Origin of the sequence: Okeania sp. SIO2F5 (assembly GCF_010692685.1) — a bacterium.
GTDB lineage: Bacteria > Cyanobacteriota > Cyanobacteriia > Cyanobacteriales > Microcoleaceae > Okeania > Okeania hirsuta.
In genome coordinates this window covers 48,974-69,820 of record NZ_JAAHGU010000005.1, presented here as the reverse complement: position 1 = coordinate 69,820, position 20,847 = coordinate 48,974, and the positions used below count along the sequence as shown (strand labels likewise).

The 20,847-nt window shown below is 35.4% G+C and carries 19 protein-coding genes, 1 tRNA gene and 1 pseudogene; 7 read left to right on the top strand and 14 right to left on the bottom strand.

Annotated elements, in window-relative coordinates; all coding sequences use genetic code 11:
- Window positions 1-1,670: 1,670 nt before the first annotated feature.
- The 3 genes and pseudogenes from F6K27_RS02965 to F6K27_RS02950 all read right to left on the bottom strand — a co-directional run bounded on the left by F6K27_RS02965 (window position 1,671) and on the right by F6K27_RS02950 (window position 3,529).
- Window positions 1,671-2,255: pseudogene (locus F6K27_RS02965) on the bottom strand (IS5 family transposase).
- 66 nt (window positions 2,256-2,321) lie between these two features.
- Window positions 2,322-2,600, bottom strand: coding sequence for a transposase (locus tag F6K27_RS02955; RefSeq protein ID WP_124143336.1), 279 nt, complete (start codon window positions 2,598-2,600; stop codon window positions 2,322-2,324).
- Window positions 2,601-2,836: 236 nt separating this feature from the next.
- Window positions 2,837-3,529 carry a GDSL-type esterase/lipase family protein gene (locus F6K27_RS02950; protein WP_287274132.1) on the bottom strand — a complete coding sequence of 231 codons (693 nt, stop codon included), beginning with the start codon at window positions 3,527-3,529 and terminating at the stop codon, window positions 2,837-2,839.
- A gap of 436 nt (window positions 3,530-3,965) precedes the next feature.
- Between F6K27_RS02950 and F6K27_RS02945 the strand changes: the two genes are divergently transcribed.
- From F6K27_RS02945 to F6K27_RS02925, 5 genes are all read left to right on the top strand, one after another.
- Window positions 3,966-4,211 (top strand): DNA-directed RNA polymerase subunit omega, encoded by a 246-nt coding sequence (locus F6K27_RS02945; RefSeq protein WP_124143348.1) that lies wholly within the window; start codon window positions 3,966-3,968, stop codon window positions 4,209-4,211.
- Between the two features lie 32 nt (window positions 4,212-4,243).
- Entirely contained in the window at window positions 4,244-4,891 is a 648-nt protein-coding gene (locus F6K27_RS02940; protein WP_287274134.1) for a hypothetical protein, read from the top strand.
- A 3-nt stretch (window positions 4,892-4,894) separates the two neighbouring features.
- A complete protein-coding gene (locus tag F6K27_RS02935; protein WP_287274135.1) occupies window positions 4,895-5,260 on the top strand; it encodes a DUF1818 family protein in 366 nt (121 codons plus the stop codon).
- Between the two features lie 200 nt (window positions 5,261-5,460).
- Window positions 5,461-5,534 (top strand) — tRNA-Pro (locus tag F6K27_RS02930).
- A 380-nt stretch (window positions 5,535-5,914) separates the two neighbouring features.
- Window positions 5,915-6,505: a YdcF family protein gene (locus F6K27_RS02925; RefSeq protein WP_287274195.1), complete on the top strand. Its 591-nt coding sequence runs from the start codon at window positions 5,915-5,917 to the stop codon at window positions 6,503-6,505.
- Here F6K27_RS02925 and F6K27_RS02920 read toward each other — a convergent pair.
- The 8 genes from F6K27_RS02920 to F6K27_RS02885 all read right to left on the bottom strand — a co-directional run bounded on the left by F6K27_RS02920 (window position 6,466) and on the right by F6K27_RS02885 (window position 14,425).
- Window positions 6,466-6,798, bottom strand: a complete 333-nt coding sequence (locus F6K27_RS02920) for a DUF2288 domain-containing protein (protein WP_287274136.1) — start codon at window positions 6,796-6,798, stop codon at window positions 6,466-6,468. The two genes, F6K27_RS02925 and F6K27_RS02920, sit on opposite strands and share 40 nt — an antisense overlap.
- A 20-nt stretch (window positions 6,799-6,818) precedes the next feature.
- Entirely contained in the window at window positions 6,819-7,454 is a 636-nt protein-coding gene (locus F6K27_RS02915) for a 1-acyl-sn-glycerol-3-phosphate acyltransferase (RefSeq protein ID WP_287274196.1), read from the bottom strand.
- Between the two features lie 27 nt (window positions 7,455-7,481).
- Complete coding sequence (locus tag F6K27_RS02910) at window positions 7,482-7,796, bottom strand: hypothetical protein (protein ID WP_287274138.1); 315 nt, start codon at window positions 7,794-7,796, stop codon at window positions 7,482-7,484.
- Window positions 7,797-8,507 (bottom strand): substrate-binding domain-containing protein, encoded by a 711-nt coding sequence (locus tag F6K27_RS02905; protein WP_287274140.1) that lies wholly within the window; start codon window positions 8,505-8,507, stop codon window positions 7,797-7,799.
- Between the two features lie 1,246 nt (window positions 8,508-9,753).
- The gene (gene fabD / locus F6K27_RS02900; protein WP_287274142.1) at window positions 9,754-10,647 is read right to left on the bottom strand and encodes an ACP S-malonyltransferase; all 894 of its coding nucleotides are present in this window, start codon (window positions 10,645-10,647) and stop codon (window positions 9,754-9,756) included.
- 487 nt (window positions 10,648-11,134) lie between these two features.
- Window positions 11,135-12,142, bottom strand: a complete 1,008-nt coding sequence (locus tag F6K27_RS02895) for a beta-ketoacyl-ACP synthase III (protein WP_287274144.1) — start codon at window positions 12,140-12,142, stop codon at window positions 11,135-11,137.
- Window positions 12,143-12,573: 431 nt separating this feature from the next.
- Entirely contained in the window at window positions 12,574-13,611 is a 1,038-nt protein-coding gene (gene plsX / locus F6K27_RS02890) for a phosphate acyltransferase PlsX (RefSeq protein WP_124146516.1), read from the bottom strand.
- 208 nt (window positions 13,612-13,819) lie between these two features.
- Window positions 13,820-14,425, bottom strand: coding sequence for an IS607 family transposase (locus tag F6K27_RS02885; protein ID WP_287274146.1), 606 nt, complete (start codon window positions 14,423-14,425; stop codon window positions 13,820-13,822).
- A 379-nt stretch (window positions 14,426-14,804) separates the two neighbouring features.
- Here F6K27_RS02885 and F6K27_RS02880 point away from each other — a divergent pair, with 379 nt between their 5' ends.
- Complete coding sequence (locus F6K27_RS02880) at window positions 14,805-16,118, top strand: D-alanyl-D-alanine carboxypeptidase (protein WP_287274148.1); 1,314 nt, start codon at window positions 14,805-14,807, stop codon at window positions 16,116-16,118.
- Window positions 16,119-16,585: 467 nt separating this feature from the next.
- On the opposite strand, the gene F6K27_RS02875 is transcribed toward F6K27_RS02880, so the two are convergent.
- The 3 genes from F6K27_RS02875 to F6K27_RS02865 form a co-directional block, all read right to left on the bottom strand.
- Entirely contained in the window at window positions 16,586-16,729 is a 144-nt protein-coding gene (locus F6K27_RS02875) for a hypothetical protein (RefSeq protein ID WP_161564655.1), read from the bottom strand.
- Window positions 16,730-17,374: 645 nt separating this feature from the next.
- Window positions 17,375-18,238, bottom strand: coding sequence for an NAD(P)-dependent oxidoreductase (locus F6K27_RS02870; protein ID WP_287274149.1), 864 nt, complete (start codon window positions 18,236-18,238; stop codon window positions 17,375-17,377).
- A gap of 806 nt (window positions 18,239-19,044) precedes the next feature.
- Window positions 19,045-19,266, bottom strand: coding sequence for a hypothetical protein (locus F6K27_RS02865; RefSeq protein ID WP_287274151.1), 222 nt, complete (start codon window positions 19,264-19,266; stop codon window positions 19,045-19,047).
- Window positions 19,267-19,392: 126 nt separating this feature from the next.
- Between F6K27_RS02865 and F6K27_RS02860 the strand changes: the two genes are divergently transcribed.
- The gene (locus tag F6K27_RS02860) at window positions 19,393-20,604 is read left to right on the top strand and encodes a hypothetical protein (RefSeq protein WP_287274153.1); all 1,212 of its coding nucleotides are present in this window, start codon (window positions 19,393-19,395) and stop codon (window positions 20,602-20,604) included.
- The last annotated feature ends 243 nt before the right edge of the window (window positions 20,605-20,847 follow it).

Here is a 20,847-nt window from a genome sequence, read left to right as displayed (position 1 = left end):
GGTAAGATGGGGAGGCCGGAGAGAGAACAAGCAAAAAATATTTACCCGGTCAGTTGTACAACATAAATAAGTGAAGATGCTGTCTATTAAGATTTCAATTATTGCTATTCCATAACTTCAATCAAAGTAAAATGATCAAGCAATATATTTACTCTTTAATAAGAGTATAAATATAGATGGTTTCCAGAATAATTAATCATTACTTTTTCTTTTAAGAAGGGATTGGCGACAATAATTTTTTTCTTTATTTTTTATTTACAGCGCTTTTCAAATCAATAAACCACATCGTCACAAGCAAAATATATTAGAGACGTTCCATGGAACATCCCTACTGTGGTTTACCAAAATGAAAACCGCTGTAAATAAAAGGCTTTAAATTTTAATTATTTGGCCAGAGATAAATTAATAATCTAAAAATAGGAAATCATTGAAAAACAGAATAATTAAGAAGACAGGCGATCGCCTTAGTAAACAATAATTGTAAGTATTCAGCTATTAGCAGTCAACTCTCAGCAATAAGACACTCCTTTTCAGGATGGAGTTTAAATGAATATAGATTTTAAGGTCTTTTGTAGTAAGATTTAATTCTAGCTCAATTAATACAGCTTTGAATGCGTACTAAAAGCAATAGCTGATAGCTGATAGCTGATAGCTGACGGCTGAATGCTTACCAATAATTTATCAATCTAAGTAATAGAATAAAAAAGTTTTGAAATCAATCATCATATAAATGATTTTCAACATACATTGTCTACAACAAATTAAAGTATTAGAAACAAGCTTTAAAAGTGGCGTTGCTTAAATGTAATCATAATTAGACATCTACTCCACCCATAGGGAGTAGGCAGCTTTGCTGTAGGCAGTAGGCGTAAAGAATTGATAATTTCTTTGGGATATAGATATTGATTTTTGATTCTTGGAGATGTCTATTAGCTGAAGGTAAAATTGAAAAACTGATGTTTTGCGCCCAAAGTTAATCTCAAAATCATTACCACTCAGCAACGCCGCTTAATTTGCTAATAATATATATTTGATTTATGATTGGATATAAATTTTTAGATAACTATTACCGAAAAATTGGGTTTAAAGCCTCGCCCATAAGCGGGCGACTTTTTAGTTGTTTTTTTTGAATACATATGTTATATTTTTGTTACTAGTAGCGGACGGGCAGTCCGAGATAAAAAACGGACGCGGAGGCAAGTATAAGACTTGCGTATAGTAAGTTGCAGCCTGTGTTAGCGGAGCTTTGCATCAGCAAAACCTCAACCCACCGAGGAGCTTCGGATCGGTAGGAATACCCTTGCCTTTAAGCCTGGCAAGATGTCAACAGTCAGTTTATGATAAACAAGGGCTTTGTTGGATGAAAGTAGGGATTCGCTCCGCGATCCGTTCCGGCATCGCAAAAAACTCCCTTGGTTGGAAGTTAACTAGATTTCTACTTTGTAGCTCTGCGGCTTACCCTACGCCAATCATCACGTTGACCATGGAACATTGTATGAATAATATCATGTTCGGTTGAATACTTATAAATAACTGTTGTGAGTCCTCAGGAGTCAGGATTCAGGAGTCAGGAGGGAAGAAAGGAGGAATACATAGAAAATATTGGAGAAAAGCATTGATAATTTCAGTATTTCTTTGGTACTGTCGGTACCCGGAGTCCTTAAATTTTATTATAACTGACCCGTCCGAACATGATATAACTCCACTGACTGATTGTCAAATTTTCGTCTTCGTAACTTGCCTCCAAAAAGAACTTTGAGCCTGAACATGGTGGTTTCCGACAACGAGGGTCGGTGATCACCACATTCACCCTTCCATTTCTTGCGTCCTACAATTCTAATTATTCTCAGGTTTTCATCCCAGGGATGAGGTGGACATTTACAGTTGCCTAGTTGACCTATTACTGCATTTTTCCTGGGTGGAATAGTTGTCTTTGATCCTGGTTGCCTAGCTTTCTCATAACACTTATACTTATCATAGGCTCCGTCTCCTGATACTTGGGCTATTTCCCCATCTACTCCATCTAATAGGTCAGAAAATATTTGGTCATCACTCACATCATTGGTACTCACTACCCCACTCACTATCTCCCCAGTCGCTTAATTTACTCCCAGATGTAGTTTACCCCATGTACGCCGTTTACCACTACCATGAACTCTTGTTTTCCATTCACCTTCTCCATAAACTTTCACCCCTGTAGAGTCTACTACCAGATCAATAGCTTCAGAGCGTTGGTATAACTGGCAGTTGAACATTCAGTTTTTGTCAGCGACGGGATACGGTGCTATGGAAAGGTAGCTGGTAAATCTAAGTCCATCAATTCAAATATAGGTTCCACAAAACATCAGCGTCTGTCGTCCAGCCAGACTAAACCAGGATTGTATAGTCACCATAAATTCAATGGCCGTGTCACTGTAGTTATTAGATGCTCCCCTAGGTCCAGTTTTTTTCTGATTAAGCCACTCCGGAATCACCTCCGGAGTCAGCCAAAAAGTGAAACTCCCTCGCTGTTTTAAGGATGCATCATACTCAGACCAGTTTTTGAGCCGATACAAGGACTTAGATTTACTCATACCTACTGACTGTATTTTGTGTACCATCTTAACTTCTTTATTTTTACCCTAAACATCATCTTTTGTGCAACAAAGCCATAAACAAGTAAAAAAAGCTAATCAATATTGATTTAGTCAAGTAAGCATGACTTAGGAATAACTAATAGTGAGGTAGCTGCTTGCCCAGCATTCCGTAGGAAATGCTTACATAATTTCCTGCTTCCTCACTTAGTTAATAGGATCTGGCGAGTAAACCTCATTATTCCTTTCTCTTCAAACTAACCTTAGCTAGTTAATAAATTCAGATATTCCCAGTCCAATACATCCTGTAATAGAGCTTTATAACCTGCGACATTAGGATGAATGCCATCTGCACAAAGACGTAATCTCCACCAATTTTCGCCCCTACTTAACCATTTTTCAAACACATCTAAATAAGGAATTTTTCGCTTTAAACAAGCCAACCGAGTCGCCTCTTTATATATAAATTGATCCTCGTGACTATAATATAAACAATCTTGAAAAGGCATCTTCTCCAAATTAACAGGAACCATTCCCACAAATAGTACAGGACAAAGTTGTTTTGATGTATCCAATAAATTATCTAAAATTGTTTTAAATTTGGAAAAATCAGTATAGTAACGTCCATCTGGTCTTTGGACTCTAGCAGAATCATTTACCCCAACCGAAAGAATAATAATATCTGGTTGACGATTTCTTAATTCTCCACGATGGCGAAACTCATGTTCCAGGCGTTGTTCTACTTGTAAAACACGGTTTCCTCGAACTCCAAGATTATACAGCACATGACCAGGACTGTCTGGCAACATCCACTGCCGTCGTAATCTCTCTACCCATCCACCACCTTCATAATCACCAAAACCATAAACTAAACTGTCTCCCAAAGCAACTATTTTTAGGGGATGATGATGAGTCTGAGAAAAGCGCTTTACAGTCGAAGGAGTAGCTAATAACATAAGCAATAAAAATTGATAATATTAGTATAAATTTATTAATATTGATTGAATTTTAACTAAAAATATTAGCATTGACCACCTAATTTCGAGAACAGAGAACAAAAAATATATATTAGACAGTTAATCACCTTTACTTATTACAGAAAAAATGCTACTATAATATAAGTGTTTTACTCCAAATGTGACTCATCGTAGTTGACTAAGAGTCTACTAATATGGTTTAAAGACTTACCAAAGGCTAGGTAATCTTGAATAGGTTAACAACAAACAGTTACTCAGGTATATGATGGGTTATTAACAAGTGGCTATCAAAAACCATCACGCGCTTTTCAAAATATATTAGTGGTCTTAAACAAACCTGTTAAAAATGTTAACTGATGACTGAACTCATAAGAGATGACCGATTAAACTATACAGGGTAATAAAATTTATGCACATAGAAAAGCAATCTAGTATTGATTCCGCAGAACTAAGTCGTAGGTCTGAAGAGCTGATCAGAGCTGCATCTAATCGTTATCGTGTTGTGGTACAAGTAGCTAATCGTGCCAAACGCCGTCGTTATGAAGATTTTGATAATATGGATGAACAATTAATGAAACCTGTTATCCGTGCTGTAGTCGAAATGTCCGACGAATTGATGCAGCCAGAAATAATTAGTGATGTAAGTAGTAGCATAGTATAGGTAAATATAATAGTAGTTATTTGATAATAGCCATGAGCAAGAAGCGGTGGCTCAAATATTTCAAGATTATTATTATCACAGTAGTGGTTTGCGCTAGTATCGAAGGGTTATGGACTTCTCTGGCGATTACAGCAAACCCTTCTACTCATTATCAGTTAGAAAAATTTATAGACCAAGAAAATTTTAAAGACTCAATAAAACTTGTCCAACAGCGAGTTAGAGCTACAGAGGTTTGGCCATTTGTATATGAAAAAATACCAGATTTGCCATTAGAAAATAATTATATATCTCAAGAAACGGGTGAAGTAGATACTGAAGAAACTCTAGTGTCACGTTTAATTCGGTATCATCTATATGTGAAAGGTCGTCCTCCCAATTATCGGTTTGACTGGAAATTAACATTAGCAGATTACCTTGGGGCGAATGATTATCTACAATCATCGGTATATCCAGGAAAGAATACTTTAACTGAAAATCCAATGGAGGGCGATCGTGAAGCTATTCAAAGTTTAACTCGCTCTCAAAGAGAAACTTTAGTTAATAGATTAGTAAATATTTTTAGTGGCGATCCTAACCCTCCATCAATACCAGATGTATATCACAGAGATAACTCTGGACGTTCAAATCCTAGAGCGCCAATTATTCCCCAACCGGGAGATGCAGATTTGCTGAGGCCATAAAAAATGGGGCGAATAGTCAAAAGTGGAGCTGGTTGGCGGTTAGGGTTGAATCCTGAAGCAGAAAGATTTAAGGGTTTAGTTGCTGGTAATGAGTGGTCAATAGAACTAACAGAAGGAGAACTTGAGGATTTTTGCAGATTATTAGACCAGTTAAATAAAGCTATAAACCAGATGGCAGATGAGTTGATGGATGAAGAGAGAATAGTCTGCGAAGCTGAAAGTGATTTGCTCTGGATGCAGGTAGAAGGGTTTCCAGAAAGTTATACTGTTCAGTTCATTTTAAATCAAGAGCGCAGAGCAGAGGGAAAATGGCCTGTACAAGCTGTGCCTGGTTTAGTCCAAGCAGCACAAATGTTAAAAGTTTTTTAACTCACATAGCACAATGAAGAAGGAAGGGGCAAGGGGGAAGAGAGGAAAATCTTGCGTTGTCTGAGTTTTAAGCTTTTGATCTGCCCGCGGCCTTTTCTTCGACTGCTATAACTATCATAAATGTATAAAAAATATCTTTCTCAAAACATAATAATTAATTGCAAAAGTGTAATATGATGTTATAGTATATTAATGGTTGTCGGGGCGTAGCGCAGCTTGGTAGCGCACCACTTTGGGGTAGTGGGGGTCGTGGGTTCAAATCCCGCCGCTCCGATTTTAATTAATATTATAGAGAAGTCCAAAACTCTCCTATAAGTTATTTTAGGCCTTGGAGAGTATGCTGTTGCATTCAACGCCCCTACCTATTCCCTACCCCCTCAGCAAAAAAATCATAGCTAAATTCACCAACGCCAGAAATTGTTATTTATTCAAAAAATCTTTTGTATAGCACTATGGAAATAGGTTAGCGTAATTATAAACACTCAAACTCAGTCAGGGATTAATTTGCGCCTTCTGACTTCTAAGTTCTGAGTTCTGACTTACGCGTAACGCCATAATTGCCTACTCCGGATGGTCAATAATACTATCTGAATATTTATTTGATAGAATCTACTTCCATCTGTAACACTACAGATGGTTTTTTATGTGAAAGATATGGTGTTGAGGGTTGTTTCCAGTAAGAAATTATACAAAAAATTGAAGATTTCCCGCATTTTCTGGTTTCTACTAGGATTTATATTAACTTTTTGTATTAGTTATCAACAGTTTGCAGGTAGTTTAGAAACACCTCAAGCTTTATTTGTACTTGGTGGGGCGATAGAGAGAGAAGTTTTTGCGGCAGAATTTGCTCGCCAACATCCGCAGCTAGATATCTGGGTGTCTTCTGGCACTAACCCTGAATATGCTGATTGGTTATTTTCTAGTAGTGGCATTTCGCAAACTCGCTTACATTTAGATTATGATGCCGTAGATACTGTAACTAATTTTACCACAATGGTAGATAAATTAAAATCCCATGGTATTACAAGTGTTTATTTAGTTACTTCAGATGACCACATGCTTCGTGCCCAAGTTATCGGGGAAATTGTTTTAGGTAGTAGGGGCATTAATTTTAAGCCAATGCCTGTACCTTCTGGGCGATCGCCCGAACCCATTGAAAAAGTTATTAGAGATGGCATGAGAGCAATTTTATGGGTGACTACTGGTTATACTGGTGCAGGACTGGTAGCTCCATTATCTTCTTGAGTAGCATCAGATTCTTGTACCAAAACAAAAGGTTGTACTATCAAAGCATTAAATTTTTTACTATCATTACTATTCCAAATTGACAATTGTTCGGCTGAGGGCTTATAAATAAGTTCTCGGCTAATCCAGTCTTGCACAGAAGATATATTATCAGAAGCGATCGCTACTCCCACATCTAATAAATCTAAATTTTTGCCTACAATTACTACAGCATCACGTTTTACATGGGGTACTAACCAATTCCATTCAGCTACATCCAAGTTTTCGGCCAATTGTTCTCTAATATCCTGCATTTCTTTTTTAACTAAATATTTTAACGTCCTAAATCGTGCATTTTGTTAATTATATCTGCACATTTTTGACTTATTAATTCTAGCTCTTGTTTGTTAGTTGACTCTGGAGGTGGTATAAGTTCTCCAATTCTGACAGTTATTGGTACAGAATTAGCTATCAAACCTTGACGTTTCACTGCATGAGTACCCCAGATAGAAACTGGTAATAATGGTACTTTTGCCTTTGCAGAAATTAAAGTCGCCCCCAATTTTGGTTCTGTAATTTTACCATCAGAAGTCCTAGTTCCTTGTAAAAATATACCTACTGCCCACCCCTGTTCTAAACTATTGAGTGCTGAACGAATAGCACTCCGGTCTGCCGACCCTCTTTTAACTGGATATGCTCCATATAATGTAATAATCTGCTTCAAAATGGGTACTTCAAATAATTCCTCTTTTGCCATATAAGCAACAGGTCTTTTCATACAAACAGAAACTATTGGAGGGTCTAAGTCGCTGGCATGATTACTAACTACGACAAATGGCCCTTGTTGTGGAACATTTTCTGTACCATAAATATTATTCCGAAAATAAAATTTAAGTATAGGAACTATTACTGACCATTTTAATAAAAGATAAAGAATTAAATTCTCGACTGGTTCACGATTTCTAGCCACAAGATATGACATTGATTTTAGGTTAAGTTAGTTCATAATATAACCTATCAGTTTTTTTGGCAGAAGTGAACAGAGGAAGGAAACTGCATTTATTTTAAAGGTATAAAATCTGCCTGTTGTACAAGTTATTGACCTTTGGTTGATCAAGCATTCTAGAAAATTTTTTACTGCTAAACTTGTTTGATTTGGTACTGCTAAAAATACAGTACGATTCAGAGGATAATTGTCATTATTAGGAGTAGTTTTATCTACAGGTGAAATGTCGTTTATTGGCATGATTCTAACGGTGGTTTGATTTTTTGCCTGAGCTACTGTGGTATAGCTAATTCCATTATTGTTCAATTATCGTAAAATTGGAGTTGTGACATCTCTTTGATATGTAATAAAGTTTGAACTATCTGGAGGAAAAGATTCTCCTAATAAGACAACATCTTGAAAGAAATTGTAGCTGCCACTTTTGGGAGAACGGTTGATAACTTTTATCGGCAAATCATCACCACCAAATTCTGACCAATTGATTATTTTTCCTTGATAAATATCTTTTAGTTTATCTAATGTTAAGCTTCCTTTGTAGGGATTATTAATTCCGACGACTACTGCTAAAGCATCTTGAGCAATAGGAATTAATTTAATGTTTCCTTGAAGGCTCTCTTCTGGTAGTAAAGTACGAGATATTGCTGCTATTTGTACTCTATTTTCTAGTAAATTTTTGATACCTTGATTAGAGCCATTTGGTCTACCTTCAGGTACTCCATAAGTTATTGGAATATTAGGATATTTTTGTTCATAAGCATTTTCTATCAGCTTGATTAATTTAACCATAGTCACGCTACCATCCATTGCTAATATATTGGGATTTGGTAGAGAAACATTTAGATTAGAGACGATTTGATTAGCTGCTTCAGCTATACTTAATTTTGCTGATGGATTATTAACAACATTTTTATTAGTATCTGGTTGATTTTGATTTAATAAAAACCAGTATCCTCCTCCAGCTAGTAGGAAAAATAATAGTATAAAAACAATTGCTGGCGGTGTGTTATTTTTAGCCATGATTGTTTAGCTTAGTTTGATAGTGATACTAAGTACAATTTGGATAGGATTATTGATGAAGTCATAGATCGCCAATACCTACCTATAAATTTTTGTGCCTTTTGTTTCTATTCTATAATTTTAGTCTGAATAAGTAGGATTAGGCGATTTCGGAGAGATTCTTTTGCTTACTTAGGAATAAGTATTTTATTACTGACATAATTTAGACAGAATAATACCAATTTTAGATGAGTCTACACAGAATTAGGTTCAGGTGTTATATCAATTTTATGTGAGACTGCACAGAATTATGAAATTTATTAACTTGTCTGTCTCGATCTACAGTTAACCCCGATCAAAATATTATTCTATTTTGGAAAAAAATTTTACGAATAATCAGGGCAGTTAAAAGACACGTGCAAGAGATTTCCCTTGGACTAAAAAAGATAAATTCCGACCTAATAAATGGTATCAAAGCTATTCATTTTGATTCGGCAACTCCTAAGAAAGAACCTAGTTATTTGTAGCAAATATTTATCAAATTGGTATTATCGGGAAAATCAAACAGAGATATTTTTTTATAGGTATTGTGAATAAGACTGGAACACTTTTTTAGCTGAAACTCTTTCAAGGTAAGAAACTCTTGTCTCAATCTTAACTGGAATGACTATCAGTAAGATTAAAGGTAAAATACACTGCACGAAGTAAATTTTCCAAAATTATTTTACTTCCATAAGTCGCAAAATAATAGACTCTCCTATCTCCTTCCTGACTCCTAGTCTCAAAATTAATTTGATTTATGACTAGGTATTTATCAGTAATCCAAGTAGGATATAACCTAATAATTTATAGTTATAGAAATCCTAAATCCTTCCTGATAATTTGATTTATTGCTTCGGTGTTTTCCATTGCCTCTTCCCTATTCCCTAACAGTTGAGGATATCTCACAAGTCAAATAGGATTGTTATATAGAAATCCCAAATGATATGTAAAAAATCTAAGGATATATAAAAACTCTGAAACTTTTACCCCTATTCTCCAGAGCCGGTCTTCCCTAAATTCAAAGATATTTTTACCCGCAATTCAAATAAGATTTTTATATTAGTCTGAAAATTCATAGGGTTTGACGATTCTCATTGCTATCCAAAAAGCCTAATTTTTTTTACTTATGATCAATTCAAAAATAAGATCAAACTATCTACCTAAATTTTTGACTAGAAATAATCAAAAAAGTCAAGGCTATTCTTTAGCTTTTTACTTTTTACTTTCAACTTTTAACTTTAACTTTAATATCCTTTAAACTACTTACATTTACTAATTTAAAATCTGGGCAAGTTCGTTTAATTATACCTGTGAGAACTTTCCCCGGACCAATTTCTATGACTTTTTCTACTTCTTCTTTTTGCATCTGTAAAGATGTTTCGCGCCACCGCACGCCATTTGTCATTTGTCGAGCGAGACGTTTTTTTATAGTAGCTGCATCTGTAGCGGAAATTGGCTCAAAATTGGAAATTATGGGAATTTTTGCATCAGCAAATTTTACTGATTCTAATACTTGTTGAAATTCTATAGATGCCGACTCCATTAAGTGAGAATGAAACGCCCCAGAAACATTTAACTTCACTGCACGTTTAACCTTAATTTTACTGAGTAAAGTTTCGACTGCTTCTGGTGTACCAGATATTACAACTTGAGCTGAATTATTATCATTTGCTAGAACAACATCTGCGGTTTGCTGAAGTTCTTCTTCAAGCTGTTTTTGATCGAATCTCATTAAAGCTGCCATCTGTCCACCTGTGGCATTATTCATAAATTCGGCACGTTTTTTAACTAATCTTAGTCCTGTCTCAAAATCGAATACCCCAGCAACGTAGAGAGCAACATATTCTCCTAAACTATGACCTGCAACAATGTCTGGTTGAAAAGAATTAGCCAACATTTCATCTGCTAATAAACTTTCTACTACATATAAACAGGGTTGAGTATAAAGAGTTTGAGATAATTTTTCTTCTTGAGTTTCACAAATTTCTGTTATAGACCAACCTAAAATTTCGTTAGCTTGCTTAAATTTTGCTTGAGCAGAAGGCAAGTCTAATAAATCTATTCCCATACCAATTTTTTGAGAACCTTGCCCTGGAAACACCCATGCTGTTTTTGTCATTTTGATATTAAAATTTTGACTATGATTTATGTCTAAAGATTGTCAGCTATTCAGCCTTGAAATTATATAGTAGTCGAAGGAAAGTTGCTTGATAGTTAAAAAGTTTAAAGCTCAGATAACGTAAGACTTTTCCTCCTATTCCCTATTCCCTACTCCCTGTTTAATAAAAAATCCAATCAATTATTGCAGATAAATAATCAATTATTTCCCCTATTCCCTATTCCCTAATTCGGAGCGACTTTCTAAAGAGCGGGTTCCCTCGCCATATCCAATCGACCAAGAGAATAAAAATTTTCATGATTAGTCAATCAATTCCGTTTTAAAGGAGAGGTCATTTCAGTTATCAGTTATCAGTTATCAGTTATCAGTTATCAGTAACTCTAGCTAAAGCAAGAGGCTTGACATAAGGAATACTCTTTTTTTTATCCCCTTAAAAGGGGAGGCTTTAAACCACAATTTTTCGGTAATTATTATTAATAATTAATAATTAATTATTAATTTTTGAAATTCCCCACTCAAAAATTGCTGCTCCCCAAGTTAACCCTGCTCCAAAACCAGAGGCAGCAATAATATCTCCCGGTTTAACTTTACCCTCTCTAACAGCTTCATCTAAAGCTATAGGTATAGAAGCAGCAGAAGTATTACCATAATTTCCGAGATTACTAATAACTTTTTCTAAGGGAATTTTGAGTCTACTAGCAACAGAATCAAGAATTCTTTGGTTAGCTTGATGTAATAATAACCAGTCAATTTTCTCAGTACTCATATTAGCTTTAAATAAAGCTTTTTCTATCACTTCCGGAACTTTTTGAACCGCAAAACGATAGACTTCTTTCCCATTCATAGTGATTGGTTGATAAGTACCTTGACTAACAGTTACTCCCTCAATTATTTGTTTTGCTTGGGGTTGGTAAGAAAGATTTAGACAATTATTTTGACTACCATCACTGCGAAGTTCAAACCCAAAGAGTCGGTCCCGTTCTGAAGCTTGCAAAACCACAGCACCAGCGCCATCTCCAAATAACACACAAGTACTTCTATCTCCCCAGTCTACCCATCGGGATAAAACATCTGCCCCAATGAGCAAAACATTCTGATACACTCCTGTACGGATAAATTGTGCTCCTGTGACTAGACCAAATATAAAACCAGAACAAGCAGCAGTCATATCGAAGGCCACTGCTTTCTGGGCACCCAATTCTGCTTGAATTTGACTAGCAGTGCCAAATAAATCATCTGGAGTAGATGTGGCCAAAATTATTAAGTCAATATCTGCGGAAGTAATATTAGCTTGGGCGATCGCTGCTAGAGATGCTTTAGTCGCGAGGGTACATAATGATTCTGTTGTATCTGCCAGTCGTCGATTACGAATCCCTGTACGAGTGCCGATCCATTCGTCAGAAGTCTCTACTATTTGGGATAACTGTTGGTTATTTAGGGATACTTTTGGCGTAGCTGAACCGCTTCCTGTAATGGCAATACCGATATTTGTCATCTGTCAGTTTTTAAGCTCTTATTGGTTTGATCGTTACTAATGACCGAATAATTAAAGTTTAAAACCTCTCCTTTAAAGGGGAAAAGCTCTCGTTAGCGGAGCTTCCAGTAGAGTGGGATGGCGTTAGCGGAGCGGCTCTGTTAAGAGCGGGTCTCTTCGCCATATCCAATGGACTAAGAGAAAAGAAAAAATTTTCCTTTGAGTCAATCCTATGTTTTCAAGGAGAGGTAATTGTTAATTATTCATTGTTAATTGTTAATTGTTTCTACTAACCATTCTTAAAGGCTATTTACTCTGAATTTACCTATTTCAAATTTTGCTATTTTTTGACTTATTTGAAATTTATGATTGATTCTATCTACTAATTTTTTTTGTTCAATAATTTGGGTAGCTTCTAATTACAGTGAATCAGTCTAAAATATCTAGAAAAATTACTGATTGCTGACTATTGATTTGTGATTTTCTGGTACATAGTTAGAATTAATTCGTTCAATTACTTTATTTTCTACTGCATCTCTTGCTGAACGAATTGCATTAGATATAGCTATAGCTTTAGAAGAACCATGACTAATAATACAAATTCCTCCTACTCCTAATAGTAATCCACCTCCATGTTCTACATGGTCTATTCTTTGCTTCATTCGTTTTAAATTAGGTCGTAATATTGCAGTACCTATTTTTCCACTCAGTCCTGGCGTTAATTCTTCTTTCATCATTTGCAATACAGCATCACCCACTGCCTCAGCAAATTTTAATAAAACATTTCCGGCAAAACCGTCACAGACTATCACATCAAAACTGCCAGATAAAACATCCCGACCTTCTGCATTACCAATAAACTTAATTTGATTATTTTCTTGCAGTATTTGATGAGTCCTGACTGATAAATCATTTCCTTTTGATGGTTCTTCCCCAATATTCAGTAGACCCACTTTTGGTTCAGTAGTCCCCAGAACATATTCGCTATAAATTGTCCCCATAACTGCAAACTGCTCTAAAAATTTAGGACGGCAGTCTACATTCGCACCAACATCAAGAATCAGTACTGGTTTTTTGGGAACCATAGTTGGCAAAACTGCCCCAATTGCAGGGCGATCGATTCCTGATAGTCGTCCCAAACGTAGTAATGCGGAGGCCATGGCTGCTCCTGAATGACCTGCAGATACCACAGCATCAGCCTCTTTTTGCTTGACTAAGTTCATCGCCACATTAATTGATGCTTTGGACTTACGTCTAATAGCAGTCAAAGGTTCTTCGTGCATTTCCACAATTTCCTCCGCAGGGACTATTTCTGGCAGAGGTTGATTTGACTTGTGATTAATACAGGCTTTGATTTTCTGAGGGTCGCCAACTAACAATACTTTTACACCATGAGTTTCTTGTGCTTGTATTGCTCCCTCAACAATTTGTGATGGGGCGTAGTCCCCACCCATAGCGTCTATTGCGATTCGTGTAGGTGTTATTCCCATTGATCCAAGTTAGAGAAGCCTTCAAGATTTTATCAGTTAATTGATATTTATTTACTTTTGAATGAATGACTTTTGAAAAATTACTCTCTCAGACATTAATTCAATTGATAACAGCAAAAAAATATTTTCTATAAACATACAAAAGATACAGCTTTCCGAGTCCATTGACAGAAGTCTTGATTACTGATAATTTTTGACTTAATAAATATCAATTTATTTGATTGGCTGCCTCTTGCAATTTTTCGACTATTTTTTTATTCTTTTGGCTACGGCTACCATATAACCTAGCACTAAAAACTTTGATTATTTCTAAGATATCTGTACCCAAATCTTCTTCTTCTGTGGATTCAGACAAGTGATTAATAATCACTATTTCTGTGCCAAAAATCTCACAAATTGTAAAAATTAGTTCCGAACCAAATCTTACTAAACGGTCTTTATTTGTTAAAACTAAACGCTCTACTTTTTCTGAGCAGATCATTTTTATTAATCTTACTAACCCCCGTTTTCTATAATTGATTCCAGAGCCTAAATCTCGGATAATTTCTACTAGCCAACCCTGATTCTTACAGTAGGCTTCTAGTACCATAATTTGTCTATTTAAATCGGCTGTTTGCTCAGAATTAGAAATGCAGGCATAACCAATAGTTTTACGTTCTCCAGCTCTTAGTCCAAGAAGAGTGGTCACGTCATATCGGCGATGTCCATTTTTGGTTCTTTCTGATTGGATTTTGCCTTCACGTTCCCATCTTCTTAGAGTACTTTCTGCTACTCCAAGTAGTTCTGCGGCTTTCCCTATAGAAATTTTGCTCATTTTCAGAACTTAGCATATTCAATAAACAAGTTTAGCAAATAATTTAGTAAAATTTTGTCAATCTTTAATCCTTCTTTTTTCAGTAATTAAAGTCAAAAATAATACTTTAAAGATTTCAAGAATTTAGAATGCGCGAATTTAGAATAACCTCTTCTTATAAATAAGAGGATTGGATCAAAGGATTTTTTTTCTTCTCTTGGTCGATGATCGGACAGCGAGGGGACCTCGCCATCCCTCGACCGCTTTTTTCTCCATGAATGGAGAGGCTTTATACCTGAATTTTTCGGCAAGTATGAAATTAACATCTCCAGAAAAGAGGGAACAGAGAACAGAGAACAGGGAACAGGCAGAAATAATTGATAATTTATTGAATTGAGTTATGTGGGATTTGTTCAGCTATGGAATTATATCTCTATGGCTAGAAATGGCAGGCATACAAACTATTGGGCAAAATACTGTAACCATACTCAAATGGCAAGCAGGTGTACCTCAATTAATTTCACCTGAAAATTCCGATCGAATATTAACTATAAAAGTAGATGAATACTTGAAAGGTTTGGCAGCCAAGAGATTACTAACTTCCGATGCTCAGGGTATATGGATACAGTCAGAATTTAAACTTTTGCATGGCCGCGAAGGTACACTTCCGATGCCTGGTGCTTCCTTAACAAAAATCGCCACATCTTTAGCTGCCCTAGAAACTTGGGGACCTCAACATCAATTTGAAACCTCCATCAGCACCACAGGACCAATTACAAATGGAATATTGCGAGGAGATTTGGTAATAAATGGCGGTAATGACCCATATTTTGTCTGGGAAGAAGCGATCGCCCTGGGTAACGCCATCCAAAAATTGGGAATTAATCAAGTCACAGGTAATTTGATTGTAGTGGGTGATTTCTGGATGAACCATCAGACTAATCCCATAGTTGCAGGCCAATTATTGCGAGAAGGTATCAATTCAGCCACTTGGTCTAATAATGTGAGAAATATCTACAACCGAATGCCACCAGGAACACCTCTGCCAAAAGTAGCGATCGCTGGTTCTGTAATATCCCAAAAATCTGTATCTACAGAAATTCCAATTATTCGACACAAGTCTTTGCCACTTATCTATATTCTCAAAACTATGAATGTAGAAAGTAATAATAAGTTGGCTGAAATAATAGCTAGTAATTTGGGTGGAGCAAAAGTTGTTCAACAAAAAGCTGCCTGGACTGCGGGAGTGCCTCAAGCAGAAATTCAGTTAATTAATGGTTCTGGGTTGGGAGTAGAAAATAAAATTTCTCCAAGAGCTGTGAGTGCAATGTTAATAGCTATTCAACGGTATCTTCAAACTTCTGAGTGGGTTATTGCTGACTTATTTCCGGTATCTGGTTATGACCGAGGAACTTTAGTAGACCAGTCTAGGAGTATTCCCCAGGGTTCGGCGGTGAAAACTGGTACTCTCAATGATGTGATTGCTTTAGCTGGAGTTATTCCTACCCGTGAAGAGGGTTTGGTTTGGTTTACGATGATTAACCGAAGTCCCTACTGGGAAGCAACACGGGTGGAGCAGGATAAGTTTTTACAGCAATTGGTAAGTCTTTGGGGAGTTACTGAAGTACCTGCTGTGATTACTCCTCAGATTAATGGTAATAGGTTGGGTTTGGGAGCTAGCGATCGAAATCAGATTTTGGGACAACAAAATTAAGGTGTTGCTGAATAAATTTATGATTTCACAGGAGTTAGTATTGCATCCGATAGGAAAAAGCGTAGCTCCTCCGGAGAAGGCTAACTGATAACTGAAATTACTTTTAGCTACTTACCATTACATTTAAGCAACGTTGCCAGACAAGGATTTGGCCACGGATACACGGATGATTAATCTGCATCCTGTGAAGCTCCAAAAAAACGGCAAGGTATAGCAATGAGCGCTCAGGTATTTACAATGTCCAGCTCAAAGTGCAGTAAGCGAAAAGGTGTACAAAAAATAATGTGTAAATATGCCAGCGCACATTGCTATATTTCTCCTTGCATCGCCAAAAAAATCATGATACGATTTTGTTATTAGGTGTTGTTCGCCCATATATATGACTTTTTATTCAACTAAAAAACAGCATATCGTTACTGAATATATATAGAAGAGATACTCGCACCATCAAAGCACCAGAAAAATTATCATCCTGTGAAGCACTTTGCTGGAAAAGTAACGATTGGAAAATGTTTCACCCCATCAACAGTATCAATATTATTCATGTAGAAGCGATCGCTATATTCACAAACCCAGAAACTATCATTTTGTGAAGCTCTAAAAAACGGCAAGGCTTTTCCCCTTGCATCGCCAAAAAAATCATGATACGATTTTATTATTGGGTGGTGTTCGCCCAGGGCAAACGCATCTCGTCAATAAACTAGGGGTAATTATCAATAAACCGGGTTTTATTGCGCTTGTTGACAATAGACTTTCAACATATAGTGTCTATAAAATCAAATAAACACTATATATAGGCAAGCAAAAATAATATGCGTTTGCGATGCGTGTTTGTCCGTACGCATGACTTTTTATTCAACCAAAAAACAGCACATTGTCACTGAATATATAGAGATACTCACATCATCAAAGCACCAGAAAAATTATCATCCTGTGAAGCACTCAAATAAAGAACTAACGGCCGGAAAAATTTTCACCCCATCAAAAGATCGATATTACATATTCACAAATCCAGAAATTATCATCTTGTGAAGCTCTAAAAAAGGCAAGGCTTTTCCCCTTGCATCGCCAAAAAAATCATGATACGATTTTATTATTGGGTGGTGTTCGCCCGTATGCATGACTTTTTATTCAACTAAAAATGGTGTGAAAACTTACCACTAATTGAATTTCATACATCAAATCAGCAACACCACAATTAGGAGTAATTTTTTTTATCATTTTAGAAGAACGTGCCGATCAAAAGAGAAAATATTCTAATTCTCTGGATTAACTGCCGAAAATAAAGCAGAATAATCCACATCTGACAATCCTAGTTCAATAGTTTTCCCCAAAACTTTACGCACTCCTTCTTGAATACTCACATCAAGTCCTACTGATTCTGCCGCATTAATAAATATGTTCGTATCCTTCAATAAATGTTTAGCTGGAAAATTAGGATTTTCATAATTTCTGTCTAACATTCGTTGTAATTTTTTATCAAATGTTGGAGCATATAAAGCGCTATCTCGAACAATTTGCATAAACAAATCTACATCTATTCCTTCCCGAACTATCAACCCTAAACTCAGAGCAAAAGCAGTTGTTAAAGAACCAATTAATTGATTCATTGCCAACTTAATTGCAGCACCACTACCTACCGCACCAATATGTAATGGTTCGGGACTAAATATCTTTAATAAACCACACCATTTTTCATATTGTTCTGGGGAAGCTCCCACCATCACAATTAAACTACCAGATTTTACTTGAGGAATACTGCCTAAAACAGGAGCTTCTAAATATTCACCGCCACAAGCAACAACTTCATCTCTAATTTGTTTACTTTCAGTAGGAGAAATAGTTCCCATTTGAATTACTGTTCGACCCGATAATTCCGCTTTTGAACTATCAGATAAAAGTACATCTTTAATAGCCGTATAATTTGTCAACATCAAAATCAAACATTCAGAATTTTGAATAGCTTCAGCCGGAGAATTAGCAATTTTAGCACCTGCATTTTCTAAAGGTTCTAATTTTGATTGAGTACGATTATAAGCAGTTACAATATGATTAGCTTCTAACAATTTTTGAGCCATTGGCAGACCCATTAAACCTGTTCCTAAAAATCCAATTTTCATTAGTCATTTCCTCTATGTTTTCAGATGTATATACCATTATTTTTGATATTTGTCAAAAAATATAGCATTTAACAAACTAATTCAAAGCAATGATTTCTAGAAATATTGTGCTAAACTTGCTAAGACAATGGGCTATAATAATATGAAATTTTGTCTGAAATTGAAAGGCTAAAATATTTAGTTGTTTGATGAGTAATTTGTAATTTATCGGTAATCCAAAATAACTTACTTTGAGGGTAAATCAGTTAGTAAATAGTATTTATCAACGGCAAAAATATTATTTGCTAGAGCCTATTTATTCTTATTTATGTCCCAATCTAAAACTACCAATCAATGATATTATACCAAGGGTAAAAAAAGAATGTTTAACTTAGGTAAAACTTCAATTATTAAGTAATTAACACAGGCGGAATGACATTTTTGATAATTAGCACGCCAGTTAATATTAATTATTCAAAAAAACATACCCCTGAAAACTAGTGCAGGATGGCACAAATAAGTGACCAGTAAAAGCACTGGCCTCTTCGTGAGATAGAATACTCATCGGTGCGATTGCTATCAGAGGCCAGGTCAAAAAAAAACCCCAGTAAAACAGGAGATTAACGGAGTAAACTAGAATTTATTCAAACCCAATCAACCAACAACCTTATTCCCTTACATCTCGAAAACTCCAGACCTGACCGACAATTTTACCTGTTAACTGTTGAGGCTTTCAACAATTAATAATTACTAATTAATAATTAATAATTAATAATTACCTCTCCTTGAAAAGAAGATGATTGACTAATCATGAAAATTTTTATTTATTATCCCCTTAAAAGGGGAGGCTTTAAACCACAATTTTTCGGTAAATAATATTCAATTACACTACCATTTTTTAATCTTAATAAATCCCGTTTTTTGATATTCTCTTGCACAAGTAATGCTTGAAAGGCGATCACATCTACTTCTATCAAAGGTTCTAAAATCAAATAAACTAACTTTTGGCTATCATCCGTTACTAATCCTATTTTAGTTTTTGCCTTCAAAAGTATCAAACTTCCACTAAAATCGGTAAAATTATCCGATGACTTACCAATATTAACAAATATAATAGTAGTATCAAAGAAAATAACTTCTTTATCCGTGTATCTATATTTTAACCAACTAAAATTATGGAAGATATCAACGATAAAATTCTAAATATAGTGGCAGAGTTTTTTGCCTCTTTTGGTCAAAAAGAAGCATTTACTTTATTACTGGCAATAGACAGAGAAAAAGTATATAATGATTTCTTAAAAACTGAGGCTGGTTTTAACAGTTATAAGCTAGCTTTTCTGGATAAAGGCATTAAAAATTCTCCCTATCAAAACCAGGTAGAAAATTATCCAGAACATTTAACTAGGCTGCCTAATTTAGCAATCCCAGGAGCAAAAACTTTTCCTAATGTTGGCGAACTTCCTGATATTGATGAACAGGCTCTTAGTTTTATTCATCCTGATATTAAAGAGGCTTGTATTTGCCTAGTTGGTACTGCTGGCGGACCGTTAAAATATCGTTGGTTAGGCAGAAATTCTTTGGATAAATGTCAATATTGGAGTTCTACTAAAATTATCGCAATCTTAAATGTTATTTGTTCTATTAATAGCGATATTAATACTTGTAAAATCATAGGAGATGGAAAAAATTTAGACTTTAATGATGTTGTAGAAGATATTTTTACTTATGGAAAGAAAATTGGTAGTTCAAATGCTTTAGCTGCAATATTTAAATGTTTTCAGATTTATGTAGATTTAGAATCATGGCTCAAGGAAATCACAGGTAATAATCATACGGAATTTCAAGGTTTATATGGTGAGGAACCGTTTATTTTTTCTCCCCAAATAACACAAGACGACCGGGTATTATTAAGTGCAGTATCGGAAAGTAAAAAGCGAGCAGAACAACCTGGAGAAAATACTGTCGCTACTTATGATTTAACTAGAATTATGTCAATGGTTGGTTACTATTATCATTTACCAGAATCGGCAAAACTGCCAGGAATGTCTTGGGAAAATTTGCAACCTTTTATTCGTAATGCTGGTAAAGATACTGCTCGTTATGTTGATGTGGCTCTGGAAAAATTGGGTATTCAAGATAGTATTAAATATCCTGTTATTCTATCTAAATTAGGTTTTGGATATAGTAGCAGTCGCAAACGTACAGAACTTACTTATACTTGTTTTACCCAGTTTGAATATCAGCAAAAAATCAGGTCTATGGCGATGACTTTGCGGGCAGCAAGAGCTTTAGGAGATTTTGACAAAGAAGCAGTAGAAATAGATGCACGGATGGCAGCCGAAGTTACGGAAATTCTGAGGCGTTTAGTAACTGATGAACTAGAATAATTTCCAATCAATATAATATTATATATTATTAAATAAAAAAAACAGAAACTCTAAGAAAAAATGCAGATTTTTTTCGCTCAAATAAAGTAATAATTTTTCTCTTTATTTTATTTTTTTGAGCAGGAAAGCAGAAGTTTAAATAATTAACAATTACTTTTTATTTTCAAGAAGATCATTAACTAATACCAAGACTGATAAGTGTTTGTTATATCATCTCCGGTAGCATGGTTTGTGTATAGAATT